Source organism: Vibrio sp. Isolate22 (assembly GCF_022398115.1).
Classification (GTDB): Bacteria; Pseudomonadota; Gammaproteobacteria; order Enterobacterales; family Vibrionaceae; genus Vibrio.
The window spans coordinates 1-15,297 of record NZ_JAKEUW010000085.1 but is presented as its reverse complement, the minus strand read 5'-3'; the positions used below and the strand labels follow the sequence as shown (position 1 = coordinate 15,297).

Here is a 15,297-nt window from a genome sequence, read left to right as displayed (position 1 = left end):
GTACCATGAATGGCAAAGACTTGAGCCCAATACCGTATCTGTCTTGAAGAAATTGAATATTGTTTTGCTAAGTAGAGAGATGACGTGCCATCTAAGTATTGCTTAGCAATGATACATTTTAGCTCTCGGCTATATTTGGACATAAAAAGACCCCCAATAATTGGTGTCCAACTATTGGGGGTCAGTTCACAAACCACGGCTTTTTACATCATATAAACGTATCTGGATGGAATTTTAGACATCTAGACACTTACCTTCCCTTATGGAAGGGTTCTACTGTATAATGCGCGCCTTATTTTTTATATTTGCCTAAAAAACGATCTCGATGAGATACCTATTAGAAATGGTGAATATACGTTCTTTGTTATTTTTATCTTTCAGTATTTGAGGTTACCTATGAACTTTTCAGCTAAAACAGTGGTTGTCATTGCCATTGGTGCAGCACTGTATGGCATTGGTGGTTTACCTATGTTTGGTGTCCCAGTGTTCGCTAATACGACATTAAAACCAGCAATGGCGGTCTTAGCACTGTTTTCTGTTTTGTTCGGTCCAATTGTAGGTTTCTTAGTTGGCTTCATTGGCCACTGGGTAACAGACCTATTCGCAGGCTGGGGTGTATGGTTAACTTGGGTATTGGGCTCAGGTATTGTGGGTATGATCATCGGTTTATTCCCGATGTTGACCAAAAACCGCCTTCAGCAAGGTGAGTTGCCTATGAAAGACTTCGCGCTGTTTGTGGTACTTGCCCTTGCCGGTAATGTGGTCGGTTACGGCTGCTCTGCATTCCTAGATACCATCCTTTATGCAGAACCGTTTACTAAAGTCTTCACTCAACTGTCTATCATTGCAGCGGGTAACACCGTTCTGATCGCTGTTGTTGGCTTGCTGATCCTAAAATCAGTCGCTAAACGCAACAAACAAAGCCGTAACCTGACTGAGGCATAAGCGATAATGACTATAGCATTTTCGAACTTCTCTTTTAGATATGAGTCGCTGGATAAACCGACACTAAAAAATATCAATCTAAGGATAGAGAAAGGAGAGAAAATCGTCATTATTGGGCCAAGTGGTAGTGGTAAATCTACCCTAGGTCAATGCCTTAACGGTCTGATTCCTCATGCTATCAAAGGTGAGGTGACTGGGTCTCTAGAGATCAACGGCAAGAACATCTCTGATTTTTCTATGCACGACTATACCGAGCAGGTTGGCACAGTATTACAAGATACTGATAGCCAATTTGTCGGTTTGAGTATTGGCGAAGACATCGCATTCGCGCTGGAAAACCAGTTAGTGTCGAACATTGATATGTACCCTCTGGTTAAGTCGACAGCAAAAATGGTCGACTTAGCAGACATGCTTGATCGCTCGCCACATGATCTATCCGGCGGCCAAAAACAACGCGTGTCATTAGCGGGCATCTTAGTTGATGACGTTGACATCCTATTGTTTGATGAACCTTTGGCTAGCCTTGACCCGAAAACGGGCAAAGCGACTATCGAAATCATCGACCAGCTTCATAAAGAAACCAACAAGACTATCGTAATCATCGAGCATCGCCTTGAGGATGTTCTACACCGCGATATCGACCGAGTGATCTTGATGGAGCGCGGTGAAATTGTTGCAGACATGACACCCGATGAAATCTTAGCTTCTGAACTTCTTGAAACACACGGTATTCGTGAACCACTTTATTTATCTGCTCTGAAGGCAGCGAAAGCACCTTTGACCAGTGAAGATAAGCTATCAAACCTCAAAGCTCTCGATTACAAGAGGTTCCGTCCTGCAGTTCAAACTTGGTTTGCAAAACGCCCAACTCCAGTTGCCGAGACACAGTACCAACCTTTGCTTGAGGTACACGGTCTGACTTACTCCTACGATGGCGAAAAGAACGCTCTTGAAGACGTTAGCTTTAAGATTGGCAAAGGTGAGTTCGTTTCAATCTTAGGTAAAAATGGCTCCGGTAAATCGACCATCACCAAGATTATCATGGGTGTGATTGACGCAGATTCAGGCTCTTCATACCTCAACGGTGAAGACCTGTCAGAGCTTTCTATCTTTGAAAGAAGCCAGAAAGTTGGCGTTGTGATGCAGAATCCAAATCATATGATCTCTCATCATATGATTTTTGATGAAGTCGCATTCGGTCTGCGTAATCGCGGGGTTGCAGAGCAGGACATCAAAGAGAAAGTTGAGAACGTTCTTGAGCTGTGTGGCTTGAGTAAGTTCCGTCACTGGCCAATCGAAGCACTGAGCTACGGTCAGAAAAAACGCGTCACGATCGCTTCTATCTTAGTATTGGAACCTGAGCTTCTGATCTTGGATGAACCAACTGCTGGTCAAGATTACCGTAACTACACCTCAATGCTGGCGTTTATCCAAAAGCTTAACCGCGAGTTAGGTATTACCGTCGTGATCATTTCACACGACATGCACCTGGTTCTAGAGTACACCACACGCTCAATCGTCATTGCTGACAGCAAGCTGATTGCTAACGCAGACATGACTGAGGTGTTCAGCCAACCATCGCTTCTAGAGCGTGCAAACCTCTGTACCACCAGTATTTATGAACTCGCGACCATGATGAAAATCGACGACACCAATGCATTTATGCAGTACTTCATCGACTACGAGAGAAGCTCGCTATGAATGCATTAAAAGTAAAATTCGGCATCAACTACATTGATACTAAATCACCGCTGCATGCATTAAACGGCATCACTAAATTTGCTCTTTTCTTAGCTTGGGTGACTGTTGTATTAACGACATTCGACCTACGGTTAATCACGTTACTTATCCTAACGGGGCTTTATCTACTCAAACTAACCAGAGTTCCAGTTAGGGTTTATAAGCCTCTGTTGCTAGGTACGGCTAGTGTGCTGAGCCTAAATGCGTTGTTCATGTACCTGTTGGCCCCACAGCAAGGTACTGAGCTCATCGGCAGCGAAACTTTATTGCTAACATTACCGGGTAACTACTCGTTGAGCCAAGAGACATTGTTTTACTTGGTGACCGTAACACTCAAGTACATGAGTATGTTTCCGATAGCGCTGATCTTTGTATTCACAACTCATCCGACTGAGTTTGCGGCTAGCCTTAACCGCATTGGTGTCCCTTATAAGATTGCCTACGCGGTCAGCTTAACGCTACGTTACTTGCCCGAAGTTAAGAAAGATTTCGTCAACATCATGCATGCCCAACAGGCTCGTGGTGTTGAACTTTCTAAGAAGGCACCACTTCTTGTACGCATTAAAAATGTTGCTAAAGTGTTAGGGCCATTGATTTTCTCAAGCCTAGATAGAGCAGATGAAATATCGAATGCTATGACACTACGTGGCTTTGGCAGACACAAGTCTCGCACTTGGTATAGCTACGCACCATTAAAACGTATCGATTTTATTTGTTTATTTATCATCAGTTTAATCGTGATATTGGCTATCGTAAAACGCATCCTTGAACCAGCTTTGTTTTGGTATCCATTTTAGTATCAATTTAAACAACTAGTTAAAATGACACACCGCTCAATAGGGCGGTGTTTTTGTTTTACCCACCCACTTTTGAACAAAACTTAACCGAACAAACCGTAACCATCGGATTTTGACGATAAACTGACCATTTCCTCACATCTTTGGTTTGAAATCTAGTTTAGAAGCTCTTAATATACATCTTTACAGAATATTGCACTCAATAGAGATTTGTAATGGCTCGAATTACCCAAGTACAGAAACTAGAAAACCAAAAGCACTACGATGAGATCGTACTAAGCCTTTTTCTAGCTGAAGGACATGAAGCACTAACTTATGCAAGGATTGCTCAGGAAATTGGCATTAGTTTAACAACGCTTCAGGGTTACTACCCATCGACTCGTGCTATCCGCTCCGTATTACATCAACACATGCTTTCGATTATTATTGAGAGTTTAGACTTCTCGTCTGAGGAAGCCTTTGTTCAATCATGGCAAAACGCTTTAGATAACGAGCAATTCCGATACGTGATCAAGTTAATGTTCTTTCACGCGTCTCAGGTTAAAAGCCCTGAAGAGTTCAATATCAGCTCTGATGGTATATTCCGAGATAAAATGCTTGAGAGCTTTGGAACTGACTCCATTAGGATTATTGAAACCGTAGTAGGACGCTCTATGCTCTACCTTACGAACTTCAAGCAGCACTAAACGAGATACTCTCAAATAGAAAAGGGAACCATAAGGTTCCCTTTTTTGTGTTATCTACGCGTGCATTCTACCGATTACATTACGGGTTCAGCTTGTAAAAAATAGTCGACAATGGCGGTAGGCGAAGTTCAATCGAGGTATCCAACCCTTCACTCTGAACGGCTTCGATTTCGACAACCTCTTTCACGTCATAACCACTACCGTTATATTTAGCATCATCAGTATTGAGTAATAGGCTGTACTTACCTTGTGCCGGAACACCTAGGCGGAAATGCTCATGTGGTACTGGCGTAAAGTTCGATACGACTAGCACACGCTCACCAGATTCACTGATACGCTCATGAGCTAGGATGCTCGCTTCTGCTGAATCCTGAAGACGCCATTCAAACCCTTTAGGGTCGAAGTCAAGATCGTGCATCGCAGCTTCATTGCGGTAAAGGTGGTTCAGGTCTTTCGTTAGCTTTTGAACACCTTGGTGGCGTTCGTAGTCTAATAAGAACCACTGCAGTTGGTCATCATGGTTCCACTCTGCTGTCTGGCCAAACTCAGCCCCCATGAAGTTAAGCTTCTTACCCGGCTGTGCGTACATGTAACCCATGTATGCGCGTAGGTTAGCCGTTTGCTGCCACTCATCACCCGGCATCTTGTTATGGATAGAACCTTTACCATATACCACCTCATCGTGAGACAGTGACAATACGTAGTTCTCACTGTGTGCGTAAACCAGCGGGAAAGTAATCGTATCGTGGTGATATTTACGGTTAATTGGATCTTCTTGGATGTAAGACAAGCTATCGTGCATCCAACCCATGTTCCACTTAAAGCCAAAGCCTAAGCCACCCATAAAGGTCGGTGCAGAAACACCAGGGAAAGCCGTCGACTCTTCCGCAATCGTCATAGCATTCGGGAAGTGCTTGTACACCTCTTCGTTCATCCATTTCAATGTCGCGATGGCGTCGTAGTTTTCATTGCCACCATCAACATTTGGAATCCATTGATCATGACTACGTGAATAATCGAGGTACAACATCGAAGCTACGGCATCCACACGGATACCATCAATATGGAATTGTTCGAACCAGTACAGCGCGTTTGCTACTAAGAAACGACGCACGTGTTCGCGACCTAAGTCATAGATGTACGAGTTCCAATCCTGATGCCAACCACGACGTGGGTCCGGATCGTGGAACAATGGTGTACCATCGAAGTTAGCTAAGCCGTGGTCATCGCTTGGGAAGTGTGCTGGAACCCAGTCAAGCACTACGCCAAGACCAGCTTGGTGACATTGGTCGACAAAGTATTTGAAATCATCCGGAGAACCAAAGCGGCTAGTTGGTGCGAAAAGACCAACAGGCTGGTAGCCCCATGAACCATAGAACGGATGCTCTGAAACTGGCATCAACTCGACATGAGTGTAACCAAGCTCGGTTAGGTAAGGGATCAGCTCTGCCGCTAACTCACGGTAGTTTAGAAAATCACCTTCAGCATTGCGCTTCCAAGAACCAGCATGTAATTCATAGAACGACAGTGCTTCTTTACGCTTCTCTGTCACTGGCCGATTTTGCCATTTCGCATCTTGCCACTCATAACGAGCGTGATCGTAAGTCACAGAAGAGAACGAAGGGTACTGCTCAGAGTAGAAACCCCATGGATCAGCCTTGTGAGGTAAGCCTTCACCATTTGGTCCTTTTAATTCGAACTTATATTGAGCGCCCTCCTCCAAGTCTGGAATGAATAAGCCCCAAATACCGTAGTCCAAACGTTGCATTGGGTGGCGACGACCGTCCCACGAATTGAAGTTACCCACTAAGCTAGCCGCTGTTGCATGCGGTGCATAAACCAAGAAGCGAGTACCAGAAATTGTCTGACCATCACGCTCTAGAGTAACAAACTGAGCCCCCATGTGATGGTACATATCTTTAGGTGTGTGAAGGTCTTCATAGCTCGCGTACAGCTCATGATACTGGTAAGGGTCATCGATGATCTGCTCTACTCCCGCCCAATCAACTGCGAGCTTGTAGTGAGTAAAACGCAAGTCTCTTTTTTGCTTAAGAATGAATCCACTTTCATCCTCTCGCTCTAACTCAATACGAGGTTCCTTTCCAACAATCAACTCGACTTTATCTGCCCCTGGGATCCATACTCGTAATGCACCTTGATCTGAAGGTAAGTACGGCCCTAAAAACGCAAATGGGTCAGTAAAACAAGCCTGTGATAGTTGGGTATATATTTGTTTTTGCTTTGAAATCGAACTTAGTTCCAAAACGTTTCTCCCTAACCAAACATCCAAAAAATATAATACAAAAATGCCCGCTATTAGTGCGGGCAATATAACGACGATTTATTCTACCAGATGAGCATTCATTATTGAGTGACCAAGGTTGTAGTTTCGTACGCCGTAAGCAAAAAACCACCTATTTTCAAAGCCACTCAAACCCATCATTTACCTGCTTTTTCTCGAACTTCTGTTAGCTTAGATGCAATTCGATTCACGCCATCATGAGCAAAAATTTCGTCCAGGTTCATCGATAGTTTACGACGCCAGTTCGGGTACTCATCTACCGTGCCAGGAATGTTTACTGGCTGGTCCATTTCCAACCAATCTTCCAATTGAACACTTAGCAATGTTGAGCCACCAGCAGCAACGTGCAACTGCAGCGCTTCAGCCAAGTAAGAGTCCATTGGTACTTGGCTCGCGTCACGGCCTACACCTTCAGGTAAGAAGCCATGCCATGCCACAGAATCTAGGATACCTTGCTTACACTCAAGACGATCATCAAACAAACCATTCAGCTGTTCTTGATCTGGGTACAAGCCAATCTCTTGACCCATTTTCAGGTCATCACAGTGCCAGAAGCCACGTAGTGTTGGCATGTCGTGTGTACATAGTGCCGCCATCGACTGTTCAGCGTAATGAGCAGGTGAAATGAAACCACCATCTTCTTCTGATGTTTCGAAGAAGAACACCTTGTACGAGTGAACACCCGCATCAGCCAAGATATCAACAATCTCATCTGGCACAGTACCTAAATCTTCACCGATAACGCTACATTGGTAACGATGAGATTCAAGAGCAAGAATAGATAGCATGTCTTGAACTGGGTAGTAGATGTAAGCGCCTTTCGTTGCATCTTCACCTTTTGGAATCCACCACAGGCGAAGTAGGCCTAGTACGTGGTCAATACGCAACGCACCACAGTGCTTCATGTTTGCACGAAGTAGCTTGATGTAAGCATCGTAACCCGTCGCTTGAAGTACTTCTGGGTTTAGCGGCGGAAGCCCCCAGTTTTGACCTAATGGACCAAGAATATCTGGTGGAGCACCGATGCTTGCATCCATCACAAGATTACCTTCATCAGCCCAAGTTTCACTGCCTGAATCCGCAACGCCTACCGCTAGATCTCGGTACAGGCCAACCGCCATGCCTTTTTCTTCAGCCAATGACTGAGCATCGTTGATTTGGCAGTCAGCTAGCCATTGTAGGTACATGTAAAGATGTACTTTATCTAGGTTGTCTTTGATGTACTTTTGAGTAGCTGGGCTGTCGAATGTACGGTATTTCTCAGGGAATACCGGCCATCCCCACATACCAGAATCTTCAGCATGCAATTCACCGTGCAGAGCATCAAATGCCGCTTGGTGCATCAGGCTATCACCGCCCTCTTCAACAAACGCTAAGAATGCTTGTGCACGATCGCTGTTTTTGTCTAGGTGACGAGTTTTGAATTCTGTGAATAGCAGAGGCAAGATGCTCATCTTCAGCTCAGACACTTCGGTGTAGTTCACCCAGTGTGCATCACGCGCTTTCTGAAGGCGCTGTTGGAACTCTGCACTGCCTACTGTTTGTTGCGCTTCAGCGCTTAATGCAAACTCAGGTACTGAGCTCACATCAATGTATAGGATGTTCAACCAACGACGTGAAGACGGGCTGTATGGGCTCGCACCTTCAGGGTTCGCAGGGAACAGAGAGTGAATCGGGTTTAGACCAACGAAGTCACCGCCGCGAGAAGCGATATCAGCCACCAATTGTTTCAGGTCACCGAAATCACCAATACCCCAGTTATGCTGAGTTCTTAGCGTGTAAAGCTGAACACTTGGCCCCCAAAGCTTTTTGCCTTCTTCGATTGGCGACTGCTTAAAGCACGCTTTTGGCGTAATGATTAGCGTCATTTCGTAAGGCTTTTTACGGCGCTTACGACTCACAATTAACTTGTGGTAACCCCATGCCAGATCATTTGGCAATGCAAACACTAAAGGGCCACCCTCTGCACGCTCATCACGAACGACTTGAGATTGAAGATAGCCTTCAAGTACCTCTCCTTGCTCGGTCTCTAAACGCCAGCTGAACTCACTCTCACGAGCGCTCACACCTAGATTCAGCGCCACTTCTACTGGCTCACCATCACGCAAGACAAGAACTGGGTCTAGTACATCTTTTTTGTGTTTTCTTTCTGCTGACTTAAGCAGTGCATCATCGCTGCTTGTATCGTAGCCCAATGAAGCCAGTAGAGATGTAATTGTCTCATCTGATACCTGTGCTTCATCGCCCCACGCACTAACGTAACTGTCGGCAATGTTTGCCATTTCTGCGACTTGTTTTAATACGGTCTGTTCTTTCATCGCTCTCTCCGAAAACGTTCTGACGCTTTCAATTTTGTAGGGTTGTTATTTAATCTGTTACTAATCAATTAGCTTGTGACAATCAGTTTGTGAGCATTGCTATCGGTAAAAACCATCTGTTTGCTCACAAGCTAATTGAGCCAAGGCAAAGACTGCCTTGGCTACGTTGAAACTATTAACGGTTAACCGCTTCAAGTTTCCAAATGTTGTTCACGTAATCGCGGATAGAGCGATCCGATGTGAACTTACCAACGAGTGCTGTGTTAAGAATCGCTTTCTTAGCCCAACCCGCTTGGTCTTTGTATTGCACGCCCATGTCTTCATGCGCTTTCACGTAAGAAGCAAAGTCAGCAAGACATAGGTATGGGTCACCGCCATCTAGCAAGCTATCGAACGTTGCACGCAGAAGGCCTGGTTGACCTGGTGTGAACTCTTCACCCGTTAGCAGATCAAGTGACGCTTTCAATAGTGGGTCTGCGTTGTAGTAGTCGTACGGGTTGTAGCCCTGAGCTTTCAGTGCTTGTACGCCATCAACGTCTAGACCGAAGATGTAGATGTTCTCGTCACCCACTTCTTCACGGATTTCAACGTTCGCACCATCCATCGTACCGATAGTCAGAGCGCCGTTTAGAGCCATCTTCATGTTACCCGTACCTGATGCTTCTTTACCCGCTAGCGAGATTTGTTGAGAAACGTCAGCTGCTGGGATGATGATTTCCGCCATGCTTACACGGTAGTCAGGGATGAATACCACTTTAAGCTTGTTGCCAATACGAGGATCGTTGTTGATCTTCTCTGCAATCTTGTTAACCGCGAAGATGATTTCTTTCGCTAGGTGGTAACCCGGTGCTGCTTTCGCTGCGAAGAAACAAACGCGTGGCTCACACTCAAAACCAGGCTCGTTAAGAATACGGTGGTACAGAGATAGAATGTGTAGCAAGTCTAGGTGCTGACGCTTGTATTCGTGTAAACGCTTGATTTGAACGTCGAAGATAGCGTTAGTGTCTAGCTCGATACCCATGTTCTCTTGAACCCAATCAGCAAGGCGCTGTTTGTTTTCTTTCTTAACCGCTATGAATTCTTTTTGGAATTTCGCGTCTGTCGCGTACTTAGCAATACCTTCTAGCTGCTCAAGTTTTGCTGGCCACTCTGTGCCAATCTTGTCAGTGATAAGCTTAGATAGACCAGGGTTACAGAACTTCAACCAACGACGCGGCGTGATACCGTTTGTTACGTTAGTCAATTTGCCAGGGAAGATTTCGTTGAACTCTGGGAACAGGTCTTTCTTAACCAACTGAGAGTGAAGTGCTGCTACACCGTTTACTTTGTAAGAGCCGATTACACATAGGTTTGCCATGCGAACCATACGGTGGAAACCTTCTTGGATGATAGAAAGCTTAGCTTGCTTCTCACCGTCACCAGGCCACATCTTGCGAACTTCTTGTAGGAAGCGGTGGTTGATTTCAAAAATGATTTCCATGTGACGAGGAAGTAGACGCTGGATTAGCGACTCAGACCAAGTCTCAAGTGCTTCAGGAAGTAGTGTGTGGTTCGTGTAAGCGAACGTGTTTGCACTGATGTCCCATGCAGTATCCCAGTCTAGGCCTTTCTCATCGATTAGGATGCGCATTAGTTCCGGAATCGCGATTGTTGGGTGCGTATCGTTAAGCTGGATAGTCTCTTGCTTAGGAAGATCAGCTAGAGCAAAACCTGCTGCTTCGTGGCGACGTAGGATATCGCGAACAGACGCTGCAGAGTGGAAGTACTGCTGCATTAGACGAAGCGTTTTACCTTTTTCGTGGTTGTCGTTCGGGTATAGAACCTTAGTAATGTTACCCGCATCGATTAGCGCGTGTTGTGCTTCGAAGTAATCACCGTTGTTGAAGCTTGCTAGTGAGAATGGTGCGATAGCCTGACATTCCCAAAGACGCAGTGGGTAAACCGTATTCGACTCGTAACCTACGATTGGCAGATCCCAAGGCATTGCTTTTACTTCCATACCTGGAACCCAAGTACGCACTTCTTTACCGTCAATGTATTCAACTTCAACATGACCGTAAAAACCAATGTGTTGCGCAAGTTCTGGACGAGCTACTTCCCATGGGTAACCTTCAACACCACGCCATGCGTCTGGTGCTTCTTGTTGACGACCGTCTTGGAAAGATTGCTTGAATAGGCCGTATTCGTAGTGAAGACCGTAGCCTACCGTTGGGTATTCTTGAGCGGCACAAGAATCCATGAAACAAGCCGCTAGACGACCAAGACCACCATTACCTAGTGATGGGTCACGTTCTTCTTCTAGAAGGTCAGTCAGGTTTTGACCTAACTCTTCCATAGCATGCGTGATCTGCTCGTACAGACCCATGCTGATTAGGTTGTTACCTGTTAGACGACCAATCAAGAATTCTAGCGAAAGGTAGTTCACGCTCTTCGCATTTTTGATTTTCTCGTCATTTTCAGTTTCTAACAGGTCAAATGTTGTAAGTTCGGCTAGCGCGCGACCCATCGCTAGGTACCATGCGCGGCTATCTGCGTTTTCTATTGTAGTTGCGTAGGTTGCAGATAGATGTTTCTTAACGCTTTCTTGGAACGACACTTTATCGAAAGTTTTTTGCTGAGTTGGTTTCATTTCAGAAATCTCGCTTTTAATAGTTCTAATTCATCTGTGACATATCGTGCATGGTCACCAGAAACTAAACATCCTCCCGCTAACGCGCCAAACTAGGAGTAGATGGGAGGGCGTAGGGGGCGTACCGACATAGGGTTAGTGATCTGACTCTCATGTTCTGACTTCGAACAAAAACTTGGAGTGACTAAGATCACAAGCTCCCGTTCGATAACTTAACTTCGATTGATGTGATTTTTATTTGACCTAATTAGAGTCATTGTCAAATCTGAGTTTCAGATCACGAAAATATTTTCCGAGTATCATCTTTTGCATTAAATACAGTGCAAATAGAAACAAAGTCACATTATTGAACCACCACAATTTGTGAGAAAAGTCACAAATAAAGGGCGTAGGGACTCAAAAACATGCAGGAGTGCAAGGTTTCTGCGGAGGATCATAGTCGGTGTCGTTTTGCTTCACGTAATATGAGTAAAGACTTAAGTAATTAGGCTAGTGTCATTGGACTGCACTCAATGCGTGCTTGATAGATTCCAGACCATAGCCACGGAATAGGTGTAAAACTTCGACATGTGGATCCCTTCGAAACTGACTCGTCCCGGCCGCTTACACAATGCAATTCTGCGTCCTAGGGTTCTCGATCTGCTTCAAAATGCAGATTGCTATAAACTCGTACTGTTCCGCTCTCCAGCTGGATACGGCAAGACCACCATGGCTGCCCAGTGGTTGGTAGATAAACCCAACGTGGGTTGGTATAGCATCGATGACAGTGACAACGATGCCTTCCGTTTTATCAACTACCTACTTCAATCACTCAATAAAGCGACGCAAAACGCCTGCCCTAATGCGCAAAAACTGGCAGAGAAAAGACAATTTTCATCGCTACACTCTCTATTAAGTGAAGTTTTCGCTGAGATGTCTGAGTTCCATCAGGAATGTTTCCTTGTATTGGATGACTATCACCTGGTTAACAATGACGACATCCACGAAGCCATGCGCTTTTTCCTAAAGCACATGCCCGACAACCTCACGCTTGTTGTGACCAGCCGCGGCACACCGCCACTGGGTACAGCAAACCTTCGTGTTCGTGACTTAATGATCGAACTAGGCAATGACTCTTTGGCATTCGATACCGAAGAGACAACACGCTTCTTTAATCAACGCGTTGCGGATGGCATTGATGATACAACCGCCGATAGTATTTGTAGTTATGTAGAAGGTTGGCCTTCTGCACTGCAACTTATCGCCCTTCAAGCACAGCACCAAAAGCGCACGCTGGCACAGTCTGCTGAGTCGTTCTCTCACTTCAACCATGCTCATTTATGGGATTACCTGGTTGAAGAAGTCTTCGACTTGCTAGACAAAGAAACCCGCCAGTTCTTGATGCAATGCTCTGTACTTGACCACTTTAATGATGAATTGGTGTGCGCACTTACTCAACGCGAAGATGCGCTTGGAATGATCGAATCTCTTAACCGATTTGGCCTATTCATCTACCCTCTTGAGGGAGAAAAGAACTGGTATCGCTTCCATAATCTGTTTGGTGAGTTCCTTGCTCATGAACGCCAAGCTCGCATTCCACAACAAGAAGCAGAATTGCACCGCAGTGCGGCAAAAGCGTGGATCAAACAGAAGACACCGCATCAAGCACTACGTCACGCACAGCGAGCCGATGATCCTGATTTGATTGTTCAGATACTCAGCGAACACGGTTGGCAAATGTTCAACCAAGGTGAACTGTCTTCACTAGAGATGGCAATCAAGCAGCTCACGACCGATCAGCTCTACAGCGAACCAAAACTGTCGATGCTACGTGCATGGTTGGCGCAAAGTCAGCATCGTTATGATCAAGTGGGTACCTTGTTAGAAGAGGCAGAAACTCAGTATCAAGCAAGAAACATTGAACTCGATACTCAACAGCAAGGCCAATACAACGCACTACGCGCACAAGTTGCTATCAACAGTAATGAACCTGAAAAAGCGCTCGAACTCGCAGAGCTTTCTCTAAGCCAGCTTAATACCACGGTTTACCGCAGCCGCATTGTGGCAACCTCGGTTGTTGGCGAAGTGAATCACGTAATGGGTAACCTAAGCCGTGCGCTACCAATGATGCAGCAAACTGAGAAGCTGGCTCGTCAGTATCAGGTTTACCATCAAGCACTGTGGGCAATTCTGCAGCAGAGTGAAATCTTGATTGCTCAAGGCTACGTTCAAGCTGCATTTGAATTGCAAGACAGCGCGTTCAAATTGATTGAAGAGCACCAACTGCAATATGTACCTCTGCATGAATTCTTGCTACGCGTACGAGCTCAGATCTTCTGGTGCTGGAACCGTTTAGATGAAGCAGAAGAGTGTTGCTACAAGGGCTTAGATATCCTTGGTCACCACTCTCCAAGTAAACACCTTCATAGTTACTCAATGTTGGCTCGTATTTCTCTGAGCCGCGGTGAGATCGACAAAGCATCGAAGTTTATCGACCAGATCCAACACTTACTGCGTCAATCAACCTACCACGTTGATTGGACGGCGAATGCTTCATTATCTCTGATCTTGTTCTGGCAAGTGAAAGGCGATAAAGATGCTATCCGTGACTGGTTAAGCGTTGCGGTAAGACCTGAATCTGCCAGCAACCACTTCTGTCAGCTTCAGTGGCGTAACATCGTGCGTGCTCATATCATCCTTGAGCAATATGAAGAAGCTGAAGAGGCGTTAGCGTTCTTGAAAAGCGAAGCACAGCGTTCACACTTGGTCACTGACACCAACCGTAACTTGATTGTTGAGGCGGTGCTGCGTACACAAATCAATGATGAAGATAGCGCACGTGTATTGCTTGAAGAAGCCCTACACATGACCAACCAAACAGGCATGGTCGGTAACTTCTTGGTCGATGGTGGCACTATCGGGCATATCCTAGATAAGTTGAGCAACAAACCTGGCTTGGGTGATTTAGAACGTCACCGAGCACAACAAATCATGAAGGATATCTCGACCACGCAGCGCAGCCGCTCTGTTCACTTTGATGAAGACTTTGTTGAAAACTTGGTTAACCACCCGAACATTCCTGAGCTTGTCCGCACCAGCCCTCTCACTCAACGTGAATGGCAAGTACTAGGCTTGATCTACTCTGGGTTCAGTAACGAGCAAATCGCTCAAGAGCTGGATGTGGCAGGGACAACGATCAAGACTCACATTCGAAATCTTTATCAGAAGCTCAACATCGCTAACCGTAAAGAAGCGATAAGCACAGCAGAGAATTTGTTGCAGTTGATGGGTTACTAAACGGATTCGAAATTCGAGAAAAACATAAGCTGGTCACCGATGGTGACTGGCTTTTTTTTCGTTTGAAGAATGGAGTAAAACCGATAAAGAACTAGAAATAGCCAAACGACAGGCAAAAAAATAGCCAACCGCAATAATCGCGATTGGCTCTATATATTTGTGAACAAATCATAGGTTCACTAACAACGTCAGTTGGCTAGGTGACCCTCGGCTTAAGAAGGGTCACTTACTACTATGCAGTTAGCGTGCCAACTTTAATTAGGCATTTTATAAGGTTCATCGCGGATTAGCGGGAACTAAAAGTAAATTACCACCTTCTAAAGAAGGTGGCTTTGTGTGAGCCCCCTAAAAGGGGGCCTTTGTTTAGTCCAACGCCAGTTGCTGCTGCTCCACGCGCTCTTTTTTCTCTTGATGTCTTACATAGCGTCGAATGATTTCTTCATTAACCCCTACGCTATCGACAAAATAGCCCCTTTGCCAAAAGTGGTTACCCCAGAGTTTGTTTCTCCTTAAATATGGAAATTTACTAAAGAGTTTTAAAGCTATTCCCCAGAGTTTGTTTCTCCTTAAATATGGAAATTTACTAAAGAGTTTTAAAGCTATT

At 45.3% G+C, this 15,297-nt stretch carries 9 protein-coding genes and 1 pseudogene; 5 read left to right on the top strand and 5 right to left on the bottom strand.

Going from position 1 to position 15,297, the window contains the following annotated elements; genetic code table 11:
- A pseudogene (locus tag L1D55_RS27745) lies at window positions 1–143 on the bottom strand (helix-turn-helix domain-containing protein); the annotation flags it as partial.
- 253 nt (window positions 144–396) lie between these two features.
- On the opposite strand from L1D55_RS27745, the gene L1D55_RS25450 reads away from it, so the two are divergent.
- The 4 genes from L1D55_RS25450 (at window position 397) to L1D55_RS25435 (ending at window position 4,168) form a co-directional block, all read left to right on the top strand.
- Complete coding sequence (locus L1D55_RS25450) at window positions 397–945, top strand: ECF-type riboflavin transporter substrate-binding protein (protein WP_004737739.1); 549 nt, start codon at window positions 397–399, stop codon at window positions 943–945.
- Window positions 946–951: 6 nt separating this feature from the next.
- A complete protein-coding gene (locus tag L1D55_RS25445) occupies window positions 952–2,646 on the top strand; it encodes an ABC transporter ATP-binding protein (RefSeq protein ID WP_239919322.1) in 1,695 nt (564 codons plus the stop codon).
- The gene (locus tag L1D55_RS25440; protein ID WP_239919321.1) at window positions 2,643–3,482 is read left to right on the top strand and encodes an energy-coupling factor transporter transmembrane component T; all 840 of its coding nucleotides are present in this window, start codon (window positions 2,643–2,645) and stop codon (window positions 3,480–3,482) included. The genes L1D55_RS25445 and L1D55_RS25440 overlap by 4 nt, the downstream gene beginning before the upstream one ends.
- A gap of 215 nt (window positions 3,483–3,697) precedes the next feature.
- Window positions 3,698–4,168 carry a TetR/AcrR family transcriptional regulator gene (locus tag L1D55_RS25435; RefSeq protein WP_239919320.1) on the top strand — a complete coding sequence of 157 codons (471 nt, stop codon included), beginning with the start codon at window positions 3,698–3,700 and terminating at the stop codon, window positions 4,166–4,168.
- Between the two features lie 79 nt (window positions 4,169–4,247).
- Here L1D55_RS25435 and glgB read toward each other — a convergent pair whose 3' ends face one another.
- From glgB to L1D55_RS25420, 3 genes are all read right to left on the bottom strand, one after another.
- Entirely contained in the window at window positions 4,248–6,431 is a 2,184-nt protein-coding gene (gene glgB, locus L1D55_RS25430; RefSeq protein ID WP_239919319.1) for a 1,4-alpha-glucan branching protein GlgB, read from the bottom strand.
- Between the two features lie 176 nt (window positions 6,432–6,607).
- Window positions 6,608–8,788, bottom strand: coding sequence for a 4-alpha-glucanotransferase (malQ, locus tag L1D55_RS25425; protein WP_239919318.1), 2,181 nt, complete (start codon window positions 8,786–8,788; stop codon window positions 6,608–6,610).
- Between the two features lie 175 nt (window positions 8,789–8,963).
- On the bottom strand, window positions 8,964–11,417 hold the full coding sequence (locus L1D55_RS25420) for a glycogen/starch/alpha-glucan phosphorylase (protein WP_239919317.1): 2,454 nt from the start codon (window positions 11,415–11,417) through the stop codon (window positions 8,964–8,966).
- Window positions 11,418–11,984: 567 nt separating this feature from the next.
- On the opposite strand from L1D55_RS25420, the gene malT reads away from it, so the two are divergent.
- On the top strand, window positions 11,985–14,693 hold the full coding sequence (gene malT / locus L1D55_RS25415) for an HTH-type transcriptional regulator MalT (protein ID WP_128165078.1): 2,709 nt from the start codon (window positions 11,985–11,987) through the stop codon (window positions 14,691–14,693).
- Between the two features lie 363 nt (window positions 14,694–15,056).
- Here the strand turns inward: malT and L1D55_RS25410 are convergent.
- Window positions 15,057–15,297: transposase (locus tag L1D55_RS25410; protein WP_239919316.1), on the bottom strand; the 241-nt coding region annotated here is incomplete at its 5' end.